A 24,234-nucleotide genomic window follows, 5' to 3' on the forward strand; every position below is an offset into this window, starting at 1 on the left:
GTTGACTTAGGGAGCTTGGAGGGCGGGCAGGAGAGGGCGGAGACGGAAGAGAAAGGTATCGCCGAGGGCAAGCTGGGTGACGATCTTAAGTGCCTGTGGGTGTTGGCGGAGGGCGGTGACGATGGGCTGGCGGCGATCGGCTTCGAGCAGATCCTGGGCGATCCATGCGAAGTAGAGGCCGGCCTCGGTTCTCAATTCGGCGTGGGAGGGGTCGTTAATGATGCGGGCGAGCACTGGGAGCGAGGAATCCACCTGTCCTTGACGAAGCTGGACGGCGGCTTTGAGGAGCGAGAGATCTGCCAAGTACGGTGTGTCTGGGAAATCTTTCTGATAGAGCTCGATGGCGGCTAACAAACTCGAAGGCTCTGTTCCGGTCTGGGATGGAGGCATTACTGCCCGCTTGTATCCTCCGGGGATGGGCGCGTCGGGGAATTGGAACGGCTCGATGGAAGGCACAGGAGCGTAATCTCGGACTTGCTTGCGGAGAATGCGGAGGCGAACCGCATCCGCCTTGGGGCTGCTGGGGAAAGTGTCCAAGTAGGCTTGCCAGTTGGTGGTGGTGTTGGTTTGGACAGCGAGCTGATTGAACTCGACCATGGGAGCGAAGATTTCTGGGAGATCCGGGGGTGGGCTGGATGTAATACGGGATTCGGCGTAGATATGGAACGAGTCTGGGTCCACGCCCGGGAGATGTGCTGCCACGGTGAGGTCGCGGATATGGTCTCCGATGGTGTTGATGTCTTCCGGGAACAGGTGGGGGCGGGCGACCACGAATTCGTTGGCGAGGTGGTCGAGCTGGTCGCGAATTTGGAAGAGTTTCAGAGGACGACGGGCAAGGGCGCGGATGGCGTTGTGGAGGCGTGTGGCGGTTTCTGCTTTGAGGTCGGAATCGGAAGCTGAATCGGATGAGTGGAGGGAGGTCAACGTGGCGTTGAGCGCGAGTGCGGAGTTAGCGCGATTGTAGTCTCCGGGCATCCAATCGGATAACGTTAGTGGAGGGAGGAAGACCTGGGGGAGAGCGCGAAGGGCTTCGGGGCGATGGGGAAAACGTGTGTGAAGTTGGTCGACGAGGTCGGCGGAAAGGGCGTCAGCGTCGGTTTCGACGGCACGGGATCCGCGGTAGAGAGAGAATTCGGAGAGGGCGCGGAGGGTTTCGTTGGCTTCTTCCAGGGCGGGCGCGGCGATGTCGGGATCGGACGATGGGGCGGCGAGGAGGAAATGGCGGAGGGCGTGGGTGAGTTCATCGAGCTTGTCGAGGTGCGCCACGACGGTGGTGTCGGGAAGGTTCAGCACGCGTCCATTGCGCCGCCGGAGGAGGTCGAGTTTGGGGCCCTCGCTGTTGCTGTAGTCGATCCATTCGTTGAGTGGCAGCGTGACCCGGCCACGGGCGGCAACCCAGCGACGGGCGAGTTCGAGATGATCTGCTGGGCTGGACGCTTGGGCTGTGAGTTCAGCCAAGGGGGTGATCTCCTGGGCCCACCGAGTTTCATCCATGGGGATGAAGTCATCGGCTCTCCATCGGTTGGTCCACCGTGAGATCGGCTCGACAGCGGGGAGGGGAGGATCAAGGTGGCGCCGGGCTCGTTCGAAATCCTCGTCCGCGAGAGCACGCAGACGGATGATTCTTCGCAGCTCGGTGGTGGCGGGGTGGTCCGCCGAAAGTTGTTGGAGGGGGTCTTCCAATTCATCGAGGGGAGCAAACTGAGCGATGGAATCGACCCATTGAGAGATGACGTTCTCGGGCAGAAATGGAACAGGTCGAGTATCCGGTGAGAAGTGCCCTTCGATTTCCCATAGGCGGAGGAGGGCCTCTCCAGAACGCTGGGCACGAAAGAGAGCGATGGCGTGATCGAATTGTGACGGTCCGGTGAGAGGGCTTTCAGGTGCTTGAATTTCGAGCTGAGCAAAGGCATCGGCGGCTTCGGCGTAGCGACCCAGTCGATCGAGGGTGACTGCGCGTGCGTGCAACAGTTCGTCCGTGGGACCCGCCTTTAGAGCACGATCGAAGAGGACAAGGGCTTGTGGGGTCTGCTCTTCACGCAGGGCGGACCAGCCGAGGATGAGCAACGATGTGGGATCGGTGGCCGCTTGGGGTTGGGAAGTGACGGCCGAAGCGAGGTGGGCGAGCAGATGGGTAGTGTAAGGGGTGGCTCGAATGATCTTGTTTGAGAGGAAGCGTAAAGTACGGCGGTCCCCGGAGGTGTTGTCATAGGGAAGGGGGAGGATCACCTGATAGGCGGGATCGAGGCAGTGGTAGAGGAGCAAGCGGGTGACGAGAGGATGGGCGGCAATTTGCTGGAAGTCAGGTTCGTCGAGGTAGTATCGGAACTCGCTGGTGAGGTCGTTTTCGGCGGCTTCGGAAATGAGGTCGGCGAAAAGTTGATCGCACTCTCTGAGAACGGAAAGTGTGGCCTCGCGGGTGGGTTGCAGCGATAGGCGGAGGAGTTGTTGATGGATGGCTTCTCTGGTTTTCCCCTCGGCGAGTTCCACGGCGCCCAACCACCCGTGCACATCGCCAACGAAGCGGCCCTGGGGGTAATCCGCGAGGTAGGTTGTGAGGTGATCGCGGGCATGGGTGAGTGCCTGATTCCGTCGTTCCGGGTCATTCTTCAAGAGGCGAGCTTCAGTGATCCCAAGGCGTCCCAACATGAAGCGGGCAACTTCCGCTCGAGGGTGGTTTGGGTTTGAGGAAATGATGCCTTGGTAGAGGAGGTGCGCGGGTTCAAAACGCTGGAGTTCTGTGAGGAGGACCGCGTGACGAATTTGCAGGTAGGGAGCGAGGTCGGGAGGGGCGAGTCCCATGGCTTTTCCCGATTCTCGAATTCGCTGGGAGGTGTCCGATTCCCACTGGCGGTGTCGGGCTTGGAATTCTTCCTCGGTTTCTCTCCAGCTCTGAAAAGGTTCGGGGGGAAGGGGCGAATTTTTGAGCGGATCGAGGCGCGAGATCAAGTAGTCGGCGGCTCCAGGTGGATGAGTCGGCGCGAGTTCGCGGGCTTCGAGGAGCACATTGGCCAAGAGGATGTCCATTCGGGAGAGGTTGCGATTGCGCGCGGCGAGGGTCTCCAGAGCGGCGACGGTGTCGTTGGCCGAGAGATGTTGGAAGCGATCGAGTGCTTCGGTACGGAGGATTTCGGAGGTCTCCGTGTTGGGGGGCAAAACTTCGTCGGTGAGTTGGTCCCAGCGTTTTCCCGGAAGGCGATCGAAGTAGGCGTCGAGTGGGGGTGGTGCTTGGTAGAAGAACGGTCCGCAAGCGAGCAGCCATGGCGTGAGAAAGAGCCAGCGAGCGATCAGGGTGCGGGTGCGAGATTCCATGAAGGTGGGGTGTTGGCAGTGAAAAAACCTTCGCCGGTCGTGAGGGATTGCGAGGCAGGCAGTTGATGAAAACGCAGGGAGATTGTCGCGGAAAATTCAGGGTGAAGCAGTGAAGCATCTGATTCCCCGAGGCTGGAGAAATCGCCGGTTTGAAGTTCCGCGAAATCGCCGGGCTGGCTGGTGAGGGTGAGCGTCCAAGGTTGGGCCCCGGTGCGCAGGGGGAGGTCGCCTTTGCCCCCGTTGGAGAGGCGAATTCGACCCTGGGGAAGGAGGGTCAGTTCGAGCTTTGGACGGGGAGATTCTGCAAGGTGAACGAGGTGGGACACGGACCGCCAAGGGGTGGGAGCAGAAGCGGGATGGGCGAACCAAAGAACGCCAGCGGCACCTGCTCGGCGTGCGGTTTCTGCGGCTTGGCGGGCGAGGGATTCGTCAGGTTGACGCCAGAGGAGGATCTCACCGGGGATGAGTGCCCGGCGGGCGAGGCTGGTTGAGGAGGTGATTTCGTAGCGGGCGGGGGTGGGGTCGGCGAGGCGGAGTCCGGGGTGCGAGTCGAGCCAGGCAGGTTGGAAGGAAGGGAGATGCCCGGACAAGGTGCCATCGGGGTGAAACAGGGTGAGCCGCTGGAAGTTTGGGAGACCTGCGCGCCATGGCCGTGGGCAGGATTTCCAACGGCGAATCCAGCGGAGCGTTTTTTGGCTGACCATGGGTTCAAATCGACCGGCTCGGACGGCCGCTGGGGGGTCCGGGTGCAGATCGTAGAACATGGGGACGAGCTCATCCACGGCCTCAGCGAGTTCGCGAAAATCGGGAGATTCGATCCACGACGCCAGGGCGGTGATGGAGAGTCGGGTGGTGCCGAGTTGTTGGCGCAGGCGACGCAATGCGGCGGCGTAATCGGCGAGGCGCGAGGCGGGACAATCGAAATCGATCTGGATGCAGGGGGGGGCGGTTTCCCAAAATGAGGGAAGGGCGGCGATGCCGCGGGGGTGATCCAGCATTTCCAGTGCGGGCTCGAATCGAATGACAGGAATCGAGGAGTCGCCGGGAGTCGTGGGAGGTCTTCGATCTTGCCAGCCGGAGCGGCGAGTGACTTCAGCGGCTTGCCAGTAGAGTGTGGGCTGCCCGCAACTGGTGAGTTCGCTTCGATCCGAGGACGACAGCGGCTGGGGGTGATTCCAAACCCAGAAGGAGGTATCCCATCCCGCTGCGACCGCGACGGTGGTGCGAGCCAGAAGGATGAGAAGGAGGCGCCCCATAGAGGGACAAGCTTAGGGGGTTATCCTACGGGGGAGAAGCTTGATCCGGTGATGAGCTGATCAAGGATTTCGCGGAAGCGATGACGAAAGGCCTCAAGGCTCATCTTGGTGCGAATGGCTTGGCAAAGCTCGGCAGGGGGGGCTTGGCGGGGCCCATCGAGGAAGCCTCTGAGTTCGCGGGAAAGGGCGAGGCTGGAGCTGGCATCGATGCGGAAATTCTCCGGTAGGATATCGCGCATGCCATCGCGATCGGTGCCCAAGACGGGGACCCCGCAAGCGAGGGCTTCAAGCATGACGAGAGGAACGCCTTCGTAGCGGGAAGGGATAACGACGGCATCGGCGGCACGGTAGAGCTGGGCTGTGTCTGCCCAGGGCCAACGGCGCACTCGGGAGGCGAGGCCCCTAGCTTGAATCATTTCATCAAGAGTCGCGGAATCAGGACCATCGCCGGCGAAAACGAGGTGGCAGTCGGCAAGGGCAGGACGGGCCAGAGCGCGCAGCAGGCGGTCCTGTTGCTTTTGATGAAAATCGATGCGGCCGACACAGGCGAAAACGGGGGTCTCCAAGGGCAAAGAAAGAGCCCGGCGCGCGGTTTGCTGATCTCCCGGATGGAAAAGGGCGGTGTCGATCCCGGGGTAAAGGACTTCGACTGGGACGGTGGCGCCGCGCTCGCGCAGCAGGGCCGCCATTTCATCCGAGAGGGTGATGTAGGCATGAGGCATGCCGATGAGGGAAGGGGTCAAACGATCGAGGACACTGGCAAGGCGAGCCCCGGTGGTTTTGTAAGTGTGGGGCATGGCCAGATAGCTGATGGCTTTCACTCCGGCACGGCGTGCGGCGAGGATGCCCAGCGAGGAGAGTTCTAGCCCCCCCTGAACGGAAACCACGGCATCGGGGGCGTGGCGTTCGATGGTGGTGGCGAGGTCGGAAATGCGCCCACGGCAGATAAAATGGCGGGCGGCTTCGAAGGTCGTCGGCTGTTCGTCGGTTTCTTCGAAAGTGAGTTGCGGGTAGCGCCGGGCGAGGTCGGCTAGGTGCTTGAGGAGGGTGGTGTTTTCCTCGGAGGCAATGAAGTGGAGCTGCCAGCGACCGTCCTCGAGGAGGGCTTCGAGGCCGTGGAGTGTCATGGCCTCATGGCCTCCGAAAACAGGGCGGTCGTTGTAGAAGAGGAGCCTCACCAGTGCACGAGGAATTACATCACTCCTACGGAGGCGGGAAGGTCATTTCTTGCGTTCGGAATCCCCGTAGGTGGCGGTGAATTCGTTGAGATCTCGTTCGTGTCCATAGAGGACCAGGACGTCGCCTCGTTTGAATTCATGTTCGGGTGTGGGGATGGATTCAAGGGCGCGTCGGCTTTTTTCCTGACCAGACCGGGAAAGGATCGTGATGAGGTTGAGTCGGTGCTTTGAACGCAAGGCGACTTCGCCCAGGGTGCGGCCGATGTATTCTTCAGGGACCCGGATTTCAGCGACGGCATGGACATCGTCGATGATGATATGGCGAATGTATTCGAGGTGATTGAGACGATGGGCGAAGTTGACGGCGGCGAGACTCTCGACGCGGATGGCTTCGTCAACGCCGGTCATTTCGAGAAGCTGGTGGTGCAGGTCGGAAATGGAGCGGACGAAGAGACGTGGGCCCTGGATCTGGCGCAAGCGGGTGGTGACCATCATGCTGGCTTCGAATCCTTTGCCGATGGCCACGACGATGAGGTCCATGGATGAGAGAGAGAGTTCGTCGATGACTTCCTTGCTGGAGGCATCGGCCACGACGGCGTAGGTGGCGGCCGCTTTGATGCGGTCGACGAGTTCTTCGCGGAGATCCACGGCGAGGATCTCATGATCCATGGCGGCGAGTTCGCGGACGAGGGCGGAGCCAAATTTTCCGAGTCCGATGATAGCGATTCTCATGGCGGGGTCAGTTCAAGGGGAGGCGAGCCTCCGGGTAGCGGAAGTGTTGCGGGCGCGGGCTGCCTGCTAGAGTCAGAGCAAAGGTGAGGATGCCGATCCTTCCGATGAGCATCGAGAGGATGATGACGAGTTTGGAAAACTCGTTGAGCTCCGGAGTGATGCCGCGGCTGAGGCCCACGGTGGCGAATGCGCTGACGCATTCGAAGAGAACGTCATCGAGCGCCATGTTGGGTTGCGAGGCGCTGATGGCGAGGGCGGAAACGACAATCCAGAGGAAGGAGAGAAAGAGGGTGACGTGGCAACGATCGAGAACCGCCCGAGGAATCCGCCGGCCTCCGAAATGGACGTCGCAGCGGCCGCGGAGGAGGCGTTGCAGTTCGAGCATGGCGAGGGCAAAGGTGGTGGTGCGCACGCCGCCAGCGGTGCCTCCTGGGCTGCCGCCGATGATCATCAGGAAGCACATGAGAACGACGGCGGCGGCAGGCAAAGCGGCCATGTCGGAGACATTGAATCCTGCCGTGCGGGCGGTGACGCTATTGAAGAGGGCGGTCCATATCCGGCCCGCAGGTGCCTCCGCGGCAGGATCGAGGAGGGCGAAACCCAGAGTGCCGCCGAGCAGGAGAGCGGCGGTGGTGATGAGGACGAGGCGAACGTGAACGGGAACGCGGTGGCGTGGATGCCGGCATTTCGCCCAGGGTTGCAGCAACATCCGCTTAGCGGGGGAAAGGATGAGCAGGTGAAGTTGTCCGGCGACCACAAAGCCGAGCCCACCCATGATGATGAGAATCATGATGACGGCCTGAGCTCCGTAATCGGTGACCGCGGCGGGATGCATGAGTCCTCCGGGGAGGGTCGAAAAACCAGCGTTGCAGAAGGCGGAGACCGAATGGAAGGCCGCTTCCCAAAAGGGCCGTTGCAGGGTGCTTTCACCCCTCCAGCACAGGTAGATCAGCCCTGCGCCGAGTGCTTCGGAAAGGAGGGTGATGCTGACGATGCGTGAGACGACGCGGCCTACCTGGTGGATGTTGGATTCGGAAAGGATTTCGCCGAGCAGGGCGCGATCACGCAGACCGATCCCCTGACCCGTCATGAGGGTGAGGAAATAGGCGAGGGTCATCACTCCCAAACCGCCGATTTGAATGAGCCCGAGGATGATGGCTTGGCCGGTGAAGGTGAAATCGGCAGAGGTGTCGAGCGTGGCAAGTCCGGTCACGCAGACGGCGCTGGTGCTGGTGAAGAGGGCGTCGAGGAAGCCAATGCCGTGCGTGGTGGCGGCGGGGGTCATCAGCAGTCCGGCACCGCCGAAGATGGCCAGCACGAAGGTGCCAAACACGAGCAGAGCGGGCGGGATCTTGCGCAGCCGGCCTTCGCTGGTCAGGCGGACAGCGCGCAGGAGGGTATCGCCGACCAAGGTGAGTTGGCTGATGGCGAGAAGGAGGAGTCCGGATGCGCGAATCAGAGACCCTTGGGGGCCGATATCCCGGAGCCATTCGCTGAACGAGGCTTCCAGAAGCGCGATGAAGGGAATGGCGAGGAAGGTGAGGCGACTGCGCCATTTGCGACGTTCGGTGCGGGCGCCGATCAGCCGTAGGAGTTCGGTGGCGAGAATGCCCACCGCGAGCAGACCGGTAAGGACGGTATTTCTGCGGCGAATCGCGGGTTCGATGTCCCAGCCGATTTCGTGGATGAGGAGTCCGCAGATGGCGATGCCAAAGGCAAGCGCGGTGAAGTTCAGGATGCGGACCGTGCGGGGCGAAACTGTCACAAGGAAGGGGCCTCGCCGTCGGCAAGGTGGCGAGGAGCCTAATCGGCGACCCTAAGGGCGTCAACGGGCATGGACCCCGCCGTTTTGTAGTGGACGGCGGGGTGGGTGAAGGGAGCAGGTCAGCCTGCGAAGGTGTGCGAAGGAAGCCCGTGGACTCCTAGGCCCTTGATGACGAGCAATCGGCCTGCGAGTTCTTCGACTTCGGTTTTGTGCACTCCGGTGGTGACGTAGAGGTCGCTCAAGTCCGGTCCACCGAAGGCGCAGGAGGTGGTTTCGAGGCAGGGGAGGTCGATTCGGTGAAGGGTTTCGCCGGTGACTGGGGAGTAGCAGACGACGCAGGCCCCGTGGCAGAAGGCGATCCAGAGGTTGCCGTCGGCATCGAGGGTCATGCCATCGGGAGAGGCGTCGATGGCGGAGGTGTCGACAACCCCTCGGAGGTTGGAGAGGTGGCCGTCAGCATAATCGAAGGCAAGGACTTCCTTGCGAGGGGTGTCGATGTAGTAGCAGGTCTTTCCGTCTGGGCTCCAGATGATGCCGTTTGAGTTGGTGACAGGACCGAAAACTTCGTGGACGGAGAGGTCGGGATCGAGCCGATAGAGGCGGGCATCGCCGGTCTTTTTGACCAGGCTGATGGTGCCTGCGAAGAAGCGTCCATCGGGGGAGCATTTGCCATCGTTGAACCGGTTATCGGGTTTGTCCGGTTCGGGATCGGAGAGAGGGCTCAGGCCTCCGGTTGCGGGATCGAGAAAGTGAAATCCATGGTCGCCGGCGATGAGGAGGCCGCCGGAGTCGCGAACGACGACGGTGCCGACGCGTTCACCGATCTGCCACGATGTTTCCTGTCCGGTGGCGGGTTGAAAGCGGTGGACCTGCTGGCCCTCGATATCGACGTAGTAGAGGGAATCCTGATGCCAGAGGGCTCCTTCGCCCCATTGGGAGTGGATGGTGCCGGCGGGTTCGATGGTCATGATGCCGGAGAAAAGGGGAGGGAGGTGGCAGGCGGCAAGGGGAAAGGGCCGGAAGCGAGGGCAAGGGGAGCCGCAGCGGGTGAGCGATGTTTCCGGGGTGGAGATCAGTCTTGCGGCAGGTGCGGCTCGAAGCGCATGGCGCGTTCGTGTTCGTGGGCTTTGGCGGACTTGCGCGCTTCCCGGAAGAAGTGCTCCTGGGCGCGGAAAGTTTTTTCGCCTGCGGAAGGGCGAATTTTTTCTGATGTGCCGTCTGGAAGGATGCGGGAAGCTTGGGAGTTATCGCGGAAGAAGGTATCGAGAGTTTTGATCAATCGACGGCGCGCACGGGCGTCCTCAATGGGGACCATGAGTTCGACTCGGCGATCGAGGTTGCGGCCCATCCAGTCAGCGGATGCGATGAAGACTTCGGGGTCGCCGCCGTTGTGGAAGTGGAAGATCCGGGCGTGTTCGAGGTAGCGATCGATGATGGAGATGACCGTGATGTTCCGCTGCATTTTGGTGTTGCCGGGTTTGAGGCAACAGATCCCACGGACATTGAGTTGAATGGTCACTCCGGCTGCCGAAGCGTCGTAGAGGGCGGCAATGATCTCGGGGTCTTGTAAGGAGTTGACCTTGGCGGTGATGCGGGCGGTTTCTCCCTGGCGCGCACGCTCGGCCTCGGAGGCGATGAGCGACAACAGCCGTGGCTTCATGGCGGTGGGTGCGGGCACGAGGCGTTGGAACCGGAGCAGTTTGGAGCGGCCGGTGACGGCGTTGAAGAAGATGGAGGCATCGGCGCCAAATTCGGGTCGGCAGGTCAGCAGGGAGATGTCGGTGTAGAGGCGTGAAGTGGATTCGTTGTAGTTGCCGGTGCCGAGGTGGACGTAGCGACGCAGCCGTCCGGATTCGCGACGGACGACCATGCAGATTTTGGCATGGGTTTTGAGGCCTTTGACGCCATAGACGATCTGAGCACCCGCGCGTTGCAGTTCTTCGGCGCGGACGAGGTTGCGGGCTTCATCGAAACGGGCTTTGAGTTCGACGAGGACGGTGACCTGCTTGCCGTTCTCTGCTGCGCGGATGAGGGCATCGATGATGCGGGAGTTTTTCGCCGTGCGGTAGAGAACCTGTTTGATGGAGAGCACATCGGGATCGACCGCGGCTTCGGCAATGAAGCGGACGATGGGTTCGAAGCTTTCGTAGGGGTGGTGGAGAAGGATGTCGCCGCGGGCAATGGCATCGAAAACGGGTTCGTTGGGAGGCAGGGCGGGTGAAGGCTGGGCGGGCCATTCTGCATCGCGCAGTTCATCGAAGCCAGGAATGAAGGCGAGTTCCATGAAGCCAGAAAGGCCGAGGGGCCCCGGGCAGCGGTAGGTTTCTGCCGAGCTGGCCCGACAAAGATCCTGAATGACTTTCCCTAATTCTCGCGGCATCGGGGTGCCGAGTTCGAGGCGGACGGTATCGGCGATTTTGCGCGCGGCGAGGACGTCTTCCATTTCGCCTGCGAGGTCGATCGCGTCTTCTTCCTGGACGGCGATGTCGCCATTGCGAGTGACGCGGAAGGTGGCGGTGGCGGAAAGAGTTTCCCCGGGAAACAAAGATTCGGCGTGGCGGGCGATGACTTCCTCGATGAGAACGAAAGCTTGGGCTTCGCCGGGGACGTCGACAGGAATGCGCCGGGGAAGGATTTCCGGCACGGGGACCAGGACGTCGCGGATGGCGCCGGTTTCGTCATCGGTCAACCGGCAGGCGAGGGTGATCTGCAGGGCGGGAACGTGCGGCGGTGGCCCCTCGGGATCGATGGCCAAGGGGGTGAGAAGTGGACCGACGTGGGTGTGGAAGGAGGCCGCGACTTGCTCGGCCTGGGTGGAGTCGAGGGCGTCGATGGAGAGCAGCAGGAGGCCGTGGCTTTCGAGTTCGGGAAGGAGGGACTCTGCAAGCAATTGGTACTGGTCTTCCATGAATTGGAGGACGCGTTTCCGAATCGCTTGGATCTGTTGATGGGGAGTGAGGCCGGAAAGGTCTCTGCGCTGGCGTCCACTGCGGCGCATGAGCATCAGGCCGCCGACGCGGACTTGAAAGAACTCGTCGAGATTGGAGGCGGTGATGGCGAGGAATTTGAGTCGCTCCAGCAGGGGGAGGTCGACGCGCAGCGCTTCGTTGAGGACCCGCTGGTTGAATTCCAGCCAAGAGAGTTCGCGATTGAGGTAGGGCAGCATCGGTGGTGGATCAGGCGGGGTCTTCGATGAACACGTCGAGGCCGAAAACTTCGGCGAAAAGGTCGCCCTTTCCCTGCATGGCGAGGCGTTCGACGGCGACGTCGGTGACCCCGGGGAGGCGAAGTTTCAGGCGGCTATTGTCGAGGCTGACGATGATGTCACGGACCCGCTGAGCGTGGGTCCGCTCAAGGGCGTCGGCGACGCGAAGGATGGCGGCGAGTTTGGAAACGAGGATGCGGTCGGCGGTGTCGAGCGCGGCGTAGATGGGGTGATCGAGCTTCGGCCCGGAATGCCGGTGATAGCGGGAGACGAGGGCGATGATGGTGACGTCACGGCGGTCGAGCCCGAAGATCTCGCTATTGAGAATGATGTATTCGGAGTGTTTGTGGTGAGCACGTGGGCTGACGTAGGTGCCGACTTCGTGAAGGATGGCGGCGACGTGGAGCAGGAGGGCATCGTGTTGGCCCATGCCATGGAGGGCCTGGAGTTGCTCAAACAAGTGGAGGGAGATGCGGCCGACGTGTTCTCCGTGGCTGGGATCTGACTGGTAGCGCGAGGAGAGGATGCGGGCGGACCGCAGGACTTCCTGGTCGAGGGAGTCGGTGAGGTTCGAGGAAACGAGGAGATCGAGGAGCAGTCCGCGTTCGTAGTCGCTTGAGGGGATGTGGAGGGACTCCGACCCGAGGGATTCCGCGATGGCGAGGTTGATTTCGAGGGCGGGGACGAGGGCCTCCGCGGTTTGGTAGTCGATCTGGAAATGCTGGACGAGTTCGAGTTCGCTCATTTCCGAGGCTTGGCGGGCGAGGCGCCGGAGGAGTTTGCGCGAGGAGATGCCCTTGGTGTCGGTGAGGAACGAGGCGACCTGTTGGATTTCGTAGCCAATGAGGACGAGGGCATCGAGGCGGGCATCCAGGTAGTCGAAACGCAGCTGCGTGAGGTTGGCGGAGCCACTTTCGCGAATCACGCGGAGCATGGCTGCACCTCCGTTGTGGGAGCCTTCGATGGCTTCCCGAGTACGGTGAGCGCCCATCCGATAGGAGGTGTAGCGAGTGATGGCACTCTCTTCGAAGAACAAGGCGCGGGTGTTGCCGGGGCCGACGTGGATGACCAAGGCCCGCGGGTGCTGCATGGCGGGCATGTCTTTGAGCCGACGCCGAGTCTTGAGATAGATCAGCCGGGTCATTTCGCCATCATCGATGGGGGCGATGGCGAGGCCGCAGGCGATGCGGATGCGGTTGAGAAAGCGTTCGTGGTTGGTGGCCTCGATGATGATGTTGGTGGCGACCGCACGGGAGGCGGCATCAAGGCGGATGCCATTCTCGCGGGCGGTGTCGGCGAAGCCACTGAGGATGGTGACGATGCGTTCGATGGTTTCGCTGGTGATTTCACCGTGGCGGAAAATATCGCGAGCGAGCGGGGCGGGCTGCTCAAGAATATCGATGGGGATGTGGCAGCCTTCCTCGTTGGTCTCGGCAATGAGCATCGAGACGGAGCTGGCTCCGATGTGGATGACCACCGATGGGGTGGATTCAGGGGCGGGAACGGTCGTTGCCGGCTCGGACATCAGGGATCGACAGTGGCGCGGAAGGGGCTGCTTGCAACGCTGAAAATGTGACAGAGGTTCATTCGCTCAATTGGTGCTTTTCTCTCCGCGCCAATGTCGCAAGCATGGGCTGACATGAAGTTAGGCGACCCGCGCAAGGCGTTCCTCGTCCCTGAAGGGGGAAAGGTGAAGCTGACGGAAGAGGGAGCGGATGAGCTCAAGATCTTTCCCAAAGGAGGGAAGTCGGATGGAGAGCAGTTGTTCTTGGAGATTCTCCAGAAAATCAAAGCCCAACAGAAGGTGCTCTATGCTCAGGGCAAGCACCGGGTGTTGGTGATCATCCAGGCGATGGATACGGGAGGCAAGGACGGCTGTGTGAAGTCGGTGTTTTCCACGGTGGATCCGGCGGGCATTTCTGTGAAGTCCTTCAAGAAGCCGAACGAGGAGGATCTGGCCCACGATTTCCTGTGGCGGGTGCATCCGCATGTGCCGGGAAATGGAGAAATCACGGTGTTCAACCGCAGTCATTATGAGGACATCATCGCGGTGAGGGTGAAGAAGCTCTATGACGACAGTGTGTGGAAGCGCCGCTATCGCCATGTGATCGAGTTCGAAAGAATGTTGGCGGAGGAGGGCACGACGATTCTGAAGATTTTCCTTCATATTTCGAAGGCGGAGCAGAAGCGGCGGCTTGAGGCGCGGTTGAAGAACCCCGCGAAGCATTGGAAATTTCATCCGGACGATTTGGCGGATCGGGAGCGTTGGGAATGCTTTCAAAATGCCTATGAGGATCTGATTGAGCGGACCAGTACTGAGCACGCGCCTTGGTATGTGATCCCGGCAGATCGCAAGTGGTTCCGGAACCTTGCGGTGGCGCAGCTCTTTTCTGAGACGCTGCAAGATTTGGATCTCACTTTCCCCAAGGTGTCATGGGACGCAGAGGAGATTCGCATCAGCGATTGACAGGCCGGAAGTCGTAGGATGAAACACGGCCATGGGTTCATGGGACACAACCGCGTTCGCAAACGATACCGCTGCTGATTGGCTGGCGGAACTGGTAGAGACTTCCGGCTGGAGCATGATCGACGAGGCTTTTTCGTCGGTGATCGCGGCAGGCGGCGACTTCATTGAAGCGCAGCAGGGGGAGGAAGCGATTGCTGCCGCTGAGGTGGTGGCATGGATCAATGGTCAGCCAGGGGATACCGCCGAGGATACGGATGCTCTGGAGGAGTGGATCGACGAACAGGAGTTCGAGGCTGATGCCAACCGCGCCAAGCGAGCCCGCAAGGTGGTGGACCGGATTTTCAATGAACCTTCGGAACTTCGGACGCAGTGGGAAGAAGAAGGAGAATTCGACGACTGGCGCAAAGAGCTGACTTCGTTGAAGGATCGCCTCGCAGGAGGTTGATCGAAGGCTGGGCCTGAGAGAAGAGGCGTTACGTGGAACTGCCGGAGACAGGGTCTCCGGTGGTGGACCCGGCAGGAATCGAACCTGCATCTGCGCCTTCGGAGGGCGCCATTCTATCCGTTGAAATACGGGTCCTTTTTGACCGGTGCCGCGGGTTTCCGCGGGCGGGCGGGAGTGTTAATGCCCGCTTCCGGAATTGGCAAGGGAGAAGCAGAGATTTTGCAGGGTGGATGAGGGAGGCGGGAATCGCCCTTGCGCCGCTGCCGGCTTTGGCTCGTGACGACGAGCTGGAATCGCCCGTCGTCACGAAGGAAGGGACGGTTTCAAGCTTCGAGGTCCTTGTGCGCACGCTCGAGTGCGGCCTTGACGAAGCCCGAGAACAAGGGGTGGGGTCGGTTGGGCTTCGATTGGAATTCCGGATGGAATTGGGAGGCCACGTAGAACGGGTGCTCGGGGACTTCGATGATCTCTACGAGGCCTTCCCCGGCGGAAACCGAGGAGATGACCAGGCCGGCCTTTTGCAGGCGATCCTGGTAGTCGGAGTTGAATTCGTAGCGGTGGCGGTGGCGTTCGTGAATGCGATCCGCACCGCCATAGAGGTCGGATGCTTTGGTGCCGGCGAAGAGGATGCTCTCGCAGGAGCCGAGACGCATGGTCGCTCCCATGGTGTCGACCCCCTTCTGCTCTTCCTGCAGGCAGATGACGGGGTGCACGGTGTTTTTATCGAACTCGGTGGAGTTGGCGTTTTCGAGATCGCAGACGTTGCGGGCGAATTCGATGGTGGCGATCTGCATGCCGAGGCAGATGCCGAAATAGGGGATCTTATTTTCGCGAGCGTAGCGAGCGGCCTGGATCTTTCCTTCGATGCCTCGGTCGCCGAATCCGCCGGGAACGAGGATGCCATGAACGGCTCCGATGGCTTCCGATGCGCCGCGGTCTTCGATGGCCTCGGCTTCGACTCGGACGATTTCGATTTTGGTATCGTGATGGGCGCCCGCGTGGATGAGGGATTCGTAGATCGATTTGTAGGCGTCCTGCAGTTCGATGTACTTGCCGACGACGGCAATCGTCGCACGATTGCGGGGTTTGATGATTTTCTGGACGAAGGTTTCCCAATCTTCGAGGGCAGGGGACGGGGTGTGTCCGAGCCCGATTTTGTCGACGACGAGGCGGTCGATCTTATCGCGGCGCAGGTCGAGTGGGCATTCGTAGATGGTGTGGGCGACGTCGCGGAAGGCGACAACGTTCTTGCGTTCGACGTTGCAGAACATGGCGATTTTGCGCCGGTTGTCTTCGTCGAGGTCGGCCTCGGTGCGGCAGATGATGATATCAGGTTGAATGCCGATTTCGCGCAGTTTGGCGACGGATTGTTGGGTCGGCTTGGTTTTCACTTCTCCGGCGGCCTTGATGAAGGGCAGCAGGGTGACGTGGATGAAGCAGACGTTTTCCTTGCCCACTTCGAGGGCGAATTGGCGGAGGGCTTCGAGGAAAAGGAGGCCTTCCATGTCCCCCACGGTGCCGCCGATTTCGGTGATGAGGACGTCAACTTCCGGGTTGTCGTCGGTGACTTTGTGCAGCCGGGCTTTGATCTCGTCGGTGACGTGAGGGATGAACTGGACGGTTTTGCCCAAGTAGTCGCCGCGGCGTTCTTTTTTGATGACGGCGTCAAATACCTGTCCGGAGGTGAGGTTGTTCATCCGGGAGAGGACGCCCGAGGTGAAACGCTCGTAGTGGCCGAGGTCGAGGTCCGTTTCCGCCCCGTCGTCGAGGACGTAGACCTCCCCGTGCTGGTAAGGGGACATGGTGCCGGGGTCGACGTTGAGGTATGGGTCGAACTTCTGCATCAGCACCTTGAGGCCGCGATGTTCGAGGAGGGTGCCAATGGACGCGGCGGCAAGGCCCTTGCCGAGGGAGGAGACGACGCCGCCGGTGACGAAGATGTATTTCATGAAGTTCCGGGATGAATCAGTGTGCTGCGGAAAGGAGGCGCTCCACTTCGAGGGCTTGCTCGGGTGTGTCAACCCCTGGTGAGGTATCGAGGGTAGGAAGAACCTGAATGGATGCCCCATTTTCGAGGGCGCGAAGTTGCTCAAGGGATTCGGCGCGTTCGAGCGGCGAGGGGGGCCAAGTCACGAATTTCTCCAGGAATTCGCGGCGGTAGGCGTAGATGCCTTTGTGGCGGTAGACGGGGAGGCCGTCGACGGGATTGCGGAAGTAGGGCAGAGGTGAGCGGGAGAAATAGAGGGCACGGCCGTCGAGGGCGGTGACGACTTTGACGACATTCGGGTCTTGGACGGCGGGATCGGCAGGATCGAGAGGATTGGCTGCGGTGGCCATGTCGAGGCGCGGATGGGCGGCCATGGTGGCGGCGAGTTCGTCGACCAATTCGGGGTCGATCAACGGCTCGTCGCCTTGAATATTCACGATGTGAGTGGCGCTGGGCAGGGATGCCAGTGCCTCGGCAATGCGGTCGGTGCCCGTGGGGTGATCCGGCGAGGTGAGAATCACCCGGGCTCCAAATGCCTCGGCGGCCTCGTAGATGCGCGAATCGTCGGTGGCGATGGCCAATTCGTCGAGTTGTCGGCATTGGCGACAGCGTTCCCAGACGTGCTGGACCAGCGGTTTTCCCGCGATGAGGTGAAGGGGCTTCCCGGGGAAGCGTGAGGACCCCCAGCGGGCTGGGAGAATGCCGACGATGTGTGTTCCGCCTGAGTTCAACAAAGCGGACGGAGAGTAGTCAGCCCGTGTGCGGGCGGGCAAGAGCGGTGTTGAGATGCTGGAGGGAAAATGCTCTCAGTGCCCCGTCCACTGGCCGTCTGACTCGAGCAGTCTCAGAGCCTTATCGAAAGATTTGCCGGTCAAGAAATGCTCGAGCCGGGAAGACAGTTGGCCGCGATGTTGATGATGCCAGTGATCAATGTTCTCGGAGACCTCTTGAAGGGCGACAAGGTGCCCCTGCGGGTCTTTTTCATACCACGCGCGGTCTGCGATGACTGCAAGGCGGTGGCGAAGAAGTTCGGCAAGGTCGGCGTGAATCATCGACAGGACCATGCATGGGTGCTGCCTCGAGGGCAAATCCGTCGTCGACGGACCCTGTCGGCGCTTTCTAGCCTCCGCCATGTTCATTGCGGGGATTTCCATTCATTTTACGTGGATCGATTGGCTGGTGTTGTTTGGTTACCTCGGGCTGTGCACCTGGATTGGGCATCGGATGAGTGGTGCGCAGGCCACCATCCGAGATTTTTTCCTCGGGGGGCGTTCGCTTCCCTGGCCTGCGGTGACTGGCTCGATCATCGCCACGGAAATCAGTGGTGTGACCTTTGTGGGGGTCCCTGGGACGCTGTTCGCGTTGGAGGGGGATTTCACCTACCTGCAATGGGCCATTGGTTCGATTTTCGCCCGCTTCCTTGTCGCGAAGTATCTTGTGCCCCTTTATTACGAGCAGGAGATCTACAGCCCGTATGACTACATGGGTCGGCGCTTGGGCCGCGGGGCGAAGACGGTGGCGACGGTGTTGTTCACAGCGGGCAGCATTCTCGGTCAGAGTGTGCGCGTGCTGGTGGCAGCCATCCCATTGAAGGTGGTGACGGGAATGCCCATTGAAACAAGCATTCTGATCATTGGTTTGTTTGCGATCGCGTGGACTTTGATGGGGGGGATGCGCACGGTGATCTGGACGGACGTGATGCAGTTTGTGATTTTCGCTCTCGGCGGTGCAGTGGCGTTGGTGTGGATCGTGGGAAGTTTGCAGGGTGGCTGGGGCGAATTCTGGGAGACGGCCAGCCGGTTTGGTCGCACGAGGTTGTTGGATTTCACCCCTGGGTTCAGGGCGGAGCTGGAATTCACATTTTGGGTGGCGCTGTTGGCGGTGCCTTTCCAGAACCTGACTTCGTTTGGAGTCGATCAGTTGAATGCCCAGAGGATGTTTTGCTGTCGGAATGCCAAAGATGCTTCAAAGGCCCTGATTTTCAGCTGTTTTGGGCAGGTTTTGACTTTGTTGATGTTGATGGTCGGCGCGGCCTTGTTTGTGCACTATCACGTCCATCCGTTCACTGCGGACGAGGCTGCCTTGGTCAAGGCGGGTGAGGAGACGGTGGCGGGGAGTGCGGTGCGCCTGCCAGCGGAAGGGGACTATGTGTTTCCGATGTGGATTGTGACGATGCTACCCACGGGGCTGAGTGGACTCTTGTTGGCCGGGGTGTTCGCCGCGTCGATCTCGAGCCTCGATTCGATCCTGGCTGCGTTGAGTCAGACGACACTTTCTGTGTTTTACCATCCTGAAGATCGCAGCGATGAGGAGTTGGAAGGTCTGAATCTGGTTTGGAAGTCCCGGATGCTGGTGATTTTCTGGGGGGTGCTGCTGACCGGCTTCACCCTGCTGCTGAATGTGGCACGAGAAGGGATTCCGATTCTCCCGTTGGCCTTTGGGATGACCAGCTACACGGTGGGTCCGCTGTTGGGCATCATGGCGTGCGCGGTTTTGAAGCGTGGCAGTGTGCTTGGCGTGGCCCTGGGATCAGCGATTTCGTTTTTGTTGGTGGCGCTCATCCGCCCGGATTTCTGGGTGTTACTGAGTAAGGCGGGAGTTTCGATTTCCTGGTTGGCTCCCCTCCACACGTTCGACCCTGTTGCTCTGGGTGCGGGCAAGGCGGTGCCGCTCTGGTTTTATGGTTGGGCCTGGCCGGTGACCGCGATTTTGACCTTCGCGGTGGGTTGCCTTGTGCCCCGCACGGGTCGAAGCGCCTGAACTTCAAATGTTCACCCCCCATCACGGGGGTTTTTGAGAGTCCCGTGACGGACTTGTCACCCCCGAACGGACTGTGTGTAACTTCGTAAATGACCTATAATCAAAAATTTGTATCTTCGGTTAGAGGATTTTACGAAGATTAAAATTTTAGGCGTCCGAATCAAATCGAGGGTCAAGTTCTAAAAAAATTTAGACGTGGAACGCTTGTGGAAAGGGGGGTTGCAAGATGTCCTGTTAGAGCAGCGAGAATTCCATTTTTCGTTGCCTCTCGGATGGGTTTAAAACCCGGGGCATGTCGTCTCGCGACGCGACCCGCTGGGTCGAGGTGGCGAGGGAAACCCAGAAGAACTGAACGATCGAGAGACTTGCAGAAGGAGATGGAACCGGTGGGAGCGTTGAGCAAAGTGGATGGGGTTGGGGAGTTGTCCGATCAGGCCAAGGCATGGTCGGAGGCGTGTAGGCACCTCAGCCCGATGGTGGGAAGTGACGCCTTCGAGCGTTGGTTCAAGGCGGCCCAATTGGGCCGGGCGGTGGACGGGGTGGCCGTGGTGGAGGTTCCCAATGAGATCCACCAAGTGTGGATCGAGACGAACTACATCGACGAGTTGCGTGCGGCTCTGGGTGAGGTTTTTGAAGATTTGGTGCAGGTGCGGATTGAGGTCGTGGAGGCTGGGGAGGCTCGAGGGGAGGGTGCGGATGCGGAGGACGCGGGGGAGAAGTCGCCGGATTGGTTTCCTGAGACGCTTCCGGATGAGGTGCCGGACCGCTTTGACAAACGGTTGAAGCGGGCGGGTTTGAACCCGTCATTCACGTTTGATGGATTTGTGGTGGGGGCGAATAGCCAGTTTGCGCATGCGGCCTGTGAAGCGGTGGCTGACGGGCGCGGGGGGGCTTACAATCCTCTTTTCATCTACGGGGGACCGGGTCTTGGAAAGACGCACCTGATGCAGGCCGTGGGGCAGGAGTGGTTGAAACGCTCGGTCCCGGCCAAGGTGGTGTATTTCACCTGCGAAAGGTTCACGAATGAGTTCATCGAAGCGATCCGCAAGGGGGATTTGGCGCGGTTCCGCAACCGGTATCGGAGTGCGGAGCTGATGTTGATCGATGACGTGCAGTTTTTGAGTGGGAAGGATCGCTCCCAGGAGGAGTTTTTCCACACCTTCAATACCTTGATGGATGGGCGCTGTCAGTTGATTCTGACGAGTGACCGACCTGCATCTGAGATCAAGCAGCTGGAGCCTCGATTGGTGTCCCGTTTCGAATGTGGACTCACTGTTGAGCTGCAACCACCGGCGTTTGAAACGCGGTTGGCAATTCTTCACAAAAAGGTCGAAGAATGGGGGGTTCGGGTCGAGGAAGGGATTGTGCGCATGTTGGCGGAGCGGCTGAAAACCAATGTGCGACGCTTGGAGGGTGGCTTGATGCGAGTGGGGACCTATGCGTCCTTAGCAGGAGAGCGGGTGACTCAGGAAAAGGTCGAGCATCTGTTGCGGGATTTGTTCCGCGAGGAAAACAGCCGGCAGGTGACGATTGATTCGATCCAACGGTTGGTGGCGGAGCATTTCGACATTCGTTTGGCGGACATGACCAGCCGTCGTCGGCCGGCGAGCATTGCGGGTCCGCGTCAGGTGGCGATGTATTTGAGCCGGACGTTGACCAAGAGTTCGTTGATTGAGATTGGCGAAGCCTTTGGGGGGCGGGATCACGGCACGGTGATTCACGCGGTGAGGAAGGTGGCGGGGTTGATGGAGACCGATGGGGAATTGAGGGATCGGGTGGAGCGGATCCAATCGGACCTCAGACGCTGAGGGACTTGGGAAAAGTTTTTGAAATTCAGTCAGGCCCGAGGGGGCGGGAAGGGCGATTTTTCTAGTCAAACGAAGGCTTGCCAACCCTTCTGAAATGCGGAGAGCATGCCCGTGCCGCACTACGAATGAGTCGCGGTATTCCCGCCATGAAGTTCACTGTTTCCAAAGAGGCCCTCTTGGATGGGCTGCAGAAGGTCCAGCACGTGGTCAGCACGCGCACCACGCTTCCCATCCTTTCCAACGTTCTCCTCGTCGCCGAAGACGGGCGTCTGCGCCTGACGACGACCGATTTGGACGTGGGGATTACGGGATCGGTGGAGGCCAACGTGATCAAGGAAGGGGCAACGACCCTTCCGGCCAAGCGACTGGTGAATATCATCCGCGAGCTTCCTGCGAGCGAGGTGGAGATCACGGTCGATGCCAAGAATGTTGCCTCGATCCAATGTGGTCCTTCGTTCTTCAAGATCATCGGTCTGGGTCAGGATGACTTCCCTCCGTTGCCGGACTTTGAAGGAGCCAAGGAATACCGGATTCCCCAGTCGCTGTTGCGGGACGGTCTGAAGAAGACGGCTTATGCAATTTCGACGGATGAGACCCGTTACGTGCTCAATGGGATCTACACCTCTTTCCGTGAAGGAAAGTTGACCTTGGTGGCGACGGATGGTCGTCGTCTGGCGATGGTGGAAAATGATCTCGAGTTTCCTGCGAGCCAGGAAGTCGATGTGATCGTTCCGACCAAGGCGGTGCAGGAGTTGCAGCGACTCTTGGGGATCGAGGGCGAGGTATTGGTCCGCCTTAGCGACAATCAGATTTCGTTTACGATTGGCGAGCACCTGCTGGTGAGCAAGCTGATCGAGGGCAACTATCCGAACTACCGTCAGGTGATTCCGGGCGAGTCGAGCATTCGGGTGGAATTGCCGCGGGAGGCGACTCTGGAGACGGTGCGACGAGTTTCGCTGCTGTCATCGGACAAGTCCAACTCGGTGAAGCTGGTGTTTTCGCCTAATCAGGTGGAAGTGACTGCGAACTCACCGGATGTCGGTGAAGCCCGCGAAACGATGGAAGTGTCCTATGATGCAAAGGATCTGCAAATTGCCTTCAATCCGGAATTCCTGAAGGCGCCCTTGCAGAATCTGGAGGACGAAACGGTTTATCTGGATCTGATCGATGAGATGAGTCCGGGTGTCGTTCGGATCGAGGGGAGCTTCCTGTATGTGATCATGCCGATGCGGGTGACGAACTGATCCGAGGTAAGATCGAGCTTTTTCAAGAAGGGCGAGGAGGAATCCTCGCCCTTTGTGCGTGGGGAGCGGAGGGGGTTCAGAGCTTTTTGGCGATCATCCACAGGGCCATGGCGATCATGAATAGGTTCTCGCTGAGGGAGACGAAGCCTAGGGGAACGGAGCTGCCGCCGCCCACGCAGGCGCAGTGGAGATCGCGCTTTTCGATGTAGACCGCTTTGATGATGGAGATGGCGCCGAGGGTGCTGACGAGAAGTGCCAGGGGGGCGACGATCCAGGTGAATAGCCCGGCAATCATGAAGATGCCGGCGCCCGCTTCGATGAACGGGTAGATGGAGGAGTAGGGAACGTAGCGGCGCGCGAGGAGGTCATATTGGACGAAGCCCGTGGCGAAGGAGGAGAGGTCCTGCAGCTTGAGGATGCCGAGGATGGCCATGGAGAAGGCGATGAAGAGCTCGAGGACCCGAAGAGGGGCCAGAGTGCCGAGTTGAGCCCAGCAGGTGGTCATGGCGAGGCCGAAAGCGACGGAGAACACGGCGATGACGGGCTGATAGGTGGTGCCCTCTTTGGGGTCGGGAGGGAGGTGGAGGAATTTTCGAAGATCGTCGTATCCACCGATGCGTTCCCCTTCGATCCAGATTTGCGGGGTTTCGTCGTAGCCATGTTCTTTTTTGTAAGCGGAGTTGGCTTCCATGGAGGTCAGGTGGTGATCCTCGGGTGCGTAGCCGTGCCGGCGCAGGAGATCGATGGCTTTGATTCCCCACGGGCAGAGGTGATTGGGAGTGACCATGCGGTAGAGGGAGGCGTGCTTCTTTTTCATGGCGATGGGTGGAAGGTCCGGAGCGGCAAGGTTCCTCGGGATCGCGAGATGTCGACCGAAGGATGGCCGCAGGTTTTCGGGGGGCGAGGGTGGATGGTTGCCGGGGGCGGAGTGCGTGGTATTTTTCCGCCCGAACATGGAGGAGATCACGTTTGAGCAGTTTTTGCAGGTGGAGCTTCGGGTGGGGGAAATCGTCGAGGCAGAGGTTTTTGCGGAGGCCCGAAAGCCAGCTTACAAGTTGATGGTGGACTTTGGCCCTGAGGTGGGAATCCGGAAATCGAGTGCGCAGATCACGACTCACTACACGCCGGAGGAGTTGGTGGGGCGGCAGGTGGTGGCAGTGGTGAATTTCCCGAAGAAGCAGATTGGTCCTCTGATGTCAGAATGTTTGGTGACGGGGTTTCACGCTGCGGATGGAGGGGTGGTGCTGTGCGTGCCGGATCAAAAGGTGCCGTTGGGGAGTCGGCTCTGTTGACGAGAGAATCGGGAATGGACCCGCTGGGAAGACCGCCGGATGCTTGCCCCGATGACGATCGAGCCGGTGGGATGGGTGCGGACCTGTTTTGAGGAAAAATTCGGTGTGCCGCGGCAGCCGGGGCTGTGCCCTTCGGCGTGGGGTGAGTTGCGGTTCGCGCCTGAGTTTCGGTCGGTCGACGCGGTGAGGGGGCTGGAAGGTTTCAGCCATGTGTGGTTGGTTTTTGGTTTTCATCTGACCGTCGAGCAGGGTTGGCGGCCAACGGTGCGGCCGCCGCGGTTGGGGGGGAACGAACGGCGGGGGGTCTTTGCGAGTCGGTCGACATTCCGGCCGAATGGCTTGGGGCTCTCGCTGGTGACTCTGGAGGAGGTGGAGTTGGGCGCGGAAGGCCCGGTTTTGCATTTGGGGGGATTGGATTTGGTGAGCGGGACACCGGTCTATGATGTGAAGCCGATGATTCCCTTCGCGGAGGCCTTGGTCGAGGTGCGTGGCGGCTACGCGGAGGAGGTTCCGATGCGAATGCCGGTGGTTGGAGTGGAGAAACTGGAGGGAATGCGTGCGCGGGACCGTGAGGTCGTGGTGGAGGCACTTTCCCTCGATCCGCGGCCCGCGGCAGGACGGGCGGAGGTGGGACGAGAATTCGGGGTGGGGATGTGCGGGAAGAATGTGAAATTTCGTGTGGAGGATGGGGAATGCCAAATCCTAGGAGTCGAGGAGTGGCGGGGCGGGGGGATGGAGTGATGCGGCCGGGAAGGAGTCGCTCATTGCGAAGACTTGCGCATC

19 protein-coding genes and 1 tRNA gene are annotated in these 24,234 nt (G+C 60.3%); 7 read left to right on the forward strand and 13 right to left on the reverse strand.

The annotated features are described in order from the left end of the window. Window positions 1-6 precede the first annotated feature (6 nt). From HNR46_RS06800 to HNR46_RS06835, 8 genes are all read right to left on the reverse strand, one after another. Window positions 7-3,312 (reverse strand): hypothetical protein, encoded by a 3,306-nt coding sequence (locus tag HNR46_RS06800; RefSeq protein ID WP_184017116.1) that lies wholly within the window; start codon window positions 3,310-3,312, stop codon window positions 7-9. Next, a complete protein-coding gene (locus HNR46_RS06805) occupies window positions 3,288-4,568 on the reverse strand; it encodes a DUF3142 domain-containing protein (protein WP_184017118.1) in 1,281 nt (426 codons plus the stop codon). The genes HNR46_RS06800 and HNR46_RS06805 overlap by 25 nt, the downstream gene beginning before the upstream one ends. A gap of 20 nt (window positions 4,569-4,588) precedes the next feature. Continuing rightward, window positions 4,589-5,746 (reverse strand): glycosyltransferase, encoded by a 1,158-nt coding sequence (locus tag HNR46_RS21350; RefSeq protein ID WP_184017120.1) that lies wholly within the window; start codon window positions 5,744-5,746, stop codon window positions 4,589-4,591. A gap of 42 nt (window positions 5,747-5,788) precedes the next feature. Continuing rightward, the gene (locus tag HNR46_RS06815) at window positions 5,789-6,478 is read right to left on the reverse strand and encodes a potassium channel family protein (protein ID WP_184017122.1); all 690 of its coding nucleotides are present in this window, start codon (window positions 6,476-6,478) and stop codon (window positions 5,789-5,791) included. 7 nt (window positions 6,479-6,485) lie between these two features. Beyond that, the gene (locus HNR46_RS06820) at window positions 6,486-8,243 is read right to left on the reverse strand and encodes a potassium transporter TrkG (RefSeq protein ID WP_184017124.1); all 1,758 of its coding nucleotides are present in this window, start codon (window positions 8,241-8,243) and stop codon (window positions 6,486-6,488) included. Between the two features lie 119 nt (window positions 8,244-8,362). Further along, the gene (locus HNR46_RS06825) at window positions 8,363-9,211 is read right to left on the reverse strand and encodes an SMP-30/gluconolactonase/LRE family protein (RefSeq protein ID WP_184017126.1); all 849 of its coding nucleotides are present in this window, start codon (window positions 9,209-9,211) and stop codon (window positions 8,363-8,365) included. A 104-nt stretch (window positions 9,212-9,315) separates the two neighbouring features. Then, window positions 9,316-11,409 carry a polyphosphate kinase 1 gene (ppk1, locus tag HNR46_RS06830; protein WP_184017128.1) on the reverse strand — a complete coding sequence of 698 codons (2,094 nt, stop codon included), beginning with the start codon at window positions 11,407-11,409 and terminating at the stop codon, window positions 9,316-9,318. A 10-nt stretch (window positions 11,410-11,419) separates the two neighbouring features. Then, window positions 11,420-12,973, reverse strand: coding sequence for a Ppx/GppA phosphatase family protein (locus tag HNR46_RS06835; protein ID WP_184017130.1), 1,554 nt, complete (start codon window positions 12,971-12,973; stop codon window positions 11,420-11,422). A gap of 93 nt (window positions 12,974-13,066) precedes the next feature. Here HNR46_RS06835 and HNR46_RS06840 point away from each other — a divergent pair, with 93 nt between their 5' ends. Then, entirely contained in the window at window positions 13,067-13,915 is an 849-nt protein-coding gene (locus tag HNR46_RS06840; protein ID WP_221285050.1) for a PPK2 family polyphosphate kinase, read from the forward strand. A gap of 31 nt (window positions 13,916-13,946) precedes the next feature. Next, on the forward strand, window positions 13,947-14,360 hold the full coding sequence (locus HNR46_RS06845; protein ID WP_184017131.1) for a DUF4259 domain-containing protein: 414 nt from the start codon (window positions 13,947-13,949) through the stop codon (window positions 14,358-14,360). Between the two features lie 60 nt (window positions 14,361-14,420). On the opposite strand, the gene HNR46_RS06850 is transcribed toward HNR46_RS06845, so the two are convergent. From HNR46_RS06850 to HNR46_RS06865, 4 genes are all read right to left on the reverse strand, one after another. Further along, window positions 14,421-14,495, reverse strand: a tRNA-Arg gene (locus HNR46_RS06850). 188 nt (window positions 14,496-14,683) lie between these two features. After that, window positions 14,684-16,309: a CTP synthase gene (gene pyrG, locus HNR46_RS06855; RefSeq protein WP_184017132.1), complete on the reverse strand. Its 1,626-nt coding sequence runs from the start codon at window positions 16,307-16,309 to the stop codon at window positions 14,684-14,686. A 16-nt stretch (window positions 16,310-16,325) separates the two neighbouring features. Then, window positions 16,326-17,081: a 3-deoxy-manno-octulosonate cytidylyltransferase gene (kdsB, locus tag HNR46_RS06860; RefSeq protein ID WP_246417962.1), complete on the reverse strand. Its 756-nt coding sequence runs from the start codon at window positions 17,079-17,081 to the stop codon at window positions 16,326-16,328. Between the two features lie 72 nt (window positions 17,082-17,153). Further along, window positions 17,154-17,399 carry a hypothetical protein gene (locus HNR46_RS06865; RefSeq protein WP_184017133.1) on the reverse strand — a complete coding sequence of 82 codons (246 nt, stop codon included), beginning with the start codon at window positions 17,397-17,399 and terminating at the stop codon, window positions 17,154-17,156. A gap of 79 nt (window positions 17,400-17,478) precedes the next feature. On the opposite strand from HNR46_RS06865, the gene HNR46_RS06870 reads away from it, so the two are divergent. The 3 genes from HNR46_RS06870 (at window position 17,479) to dnaN (ending at window position 22,159) form a co-directional block, all read left to right on the forward strand. Beyond that, window positions 17,479-19,107 carry a sodium:solute symporter family transporter gene (locus HNR46_RS06870; RefSeq protein ID WP_184017134.1) on the forward strand — a complete coding sequence of 543 codons (1,629 nt, stop codon included), beginning with the start codon at window positions 17,479-17,481 and terminating at the stop codon, window positions 19,105-19,107. A 377-nt stretch (window positions 19,108-19,484) separates the two neighbouring features. Further along, complete coding sequence (gene dnaA / locus HNR46_RS06875; RefSeq protein WP_184017135.1) at window positions 19,485-20,915, forward strand: chromosomal replication initiator protein DnaA; 1,431 nt, start codon at window positions 19,485-19,487, stop codon at window positions 20,913-20,915. Between the two features lie 146 nt (window positions 20,916-21,061). Beyond that, window positions 21,062-22,159 (forward strand): DNA polymerase III subunit beta, encoded by a 1,098-nt coding sequence (gene dnaN / locus HNR46_RS06880; protein ID WP_184017136.1) that lies wholly within the window; start codon window positions 21,062-21,064, stop codon window positions 22,157-22,159. A 76-nt stretch (window positions 22,160-22,235) separates the two neighbouring features. Here dnaN and HNR46_RS06885 read toward each other — a convergent pair whose 3' ends face one another. Beyond that, complete coding sequence (locus HNR46_RS06885; protein ID WP_184017138.1) at window positions 22,236-22,976, reverse strand: glutaredoxin family protein; 741 nt, start codon at window positions 22,974-22,976, stop codon at window positions 22,236-22,238. Window positions 22,977-23,112: 136 nt separating this feature from the next. Between HNR46_RS06885 and HNR46_RS06890 the strand changes: the two genes are divergently transcribed. Together HNR46_RS06890 and tsaA are read left to right on the forward strand one after the other, a co-directional pair. After that, window positions 23,113-23,451: a tRNA-binding protein gene (locus tag HNR46_RS06890; protein WP_184017140.1), complete on the forward strand. Its 339-nt coding sequence runs from the start codon at window positions 23,113-23,115 to the stop codon at window positions 23,449-23,451. 51 nt (window positions 23,452-23,502) lie between these two features. After that, the gene (gene tsaA, locus HNR46_RS06895; protein ID WP_184017142.1) at window positions 23,503-24,192 is read left to right on the forward strand and encodes a tRNA (N6-threonylcarbamoyladenosine(37)-N6)-methyltransferase TrmO; all 690 of its coding nucleotides are present in this window, start codon (window positions 23,503-23,505) and stop codon (window positions 24,190-24,192) included. Window positions 24,193-24,234: the final 42 nt, after the last annotated feature.

It is taken from the genome of Haloferula luteola (assembly GCF_014201715.1).
GTDB lineage: Bacteria > Verrucomicrobiota > Verrucomicrobiia > Verrucomicrobiales > Akkermansiaceae > Haloferula > Haloferula luteola.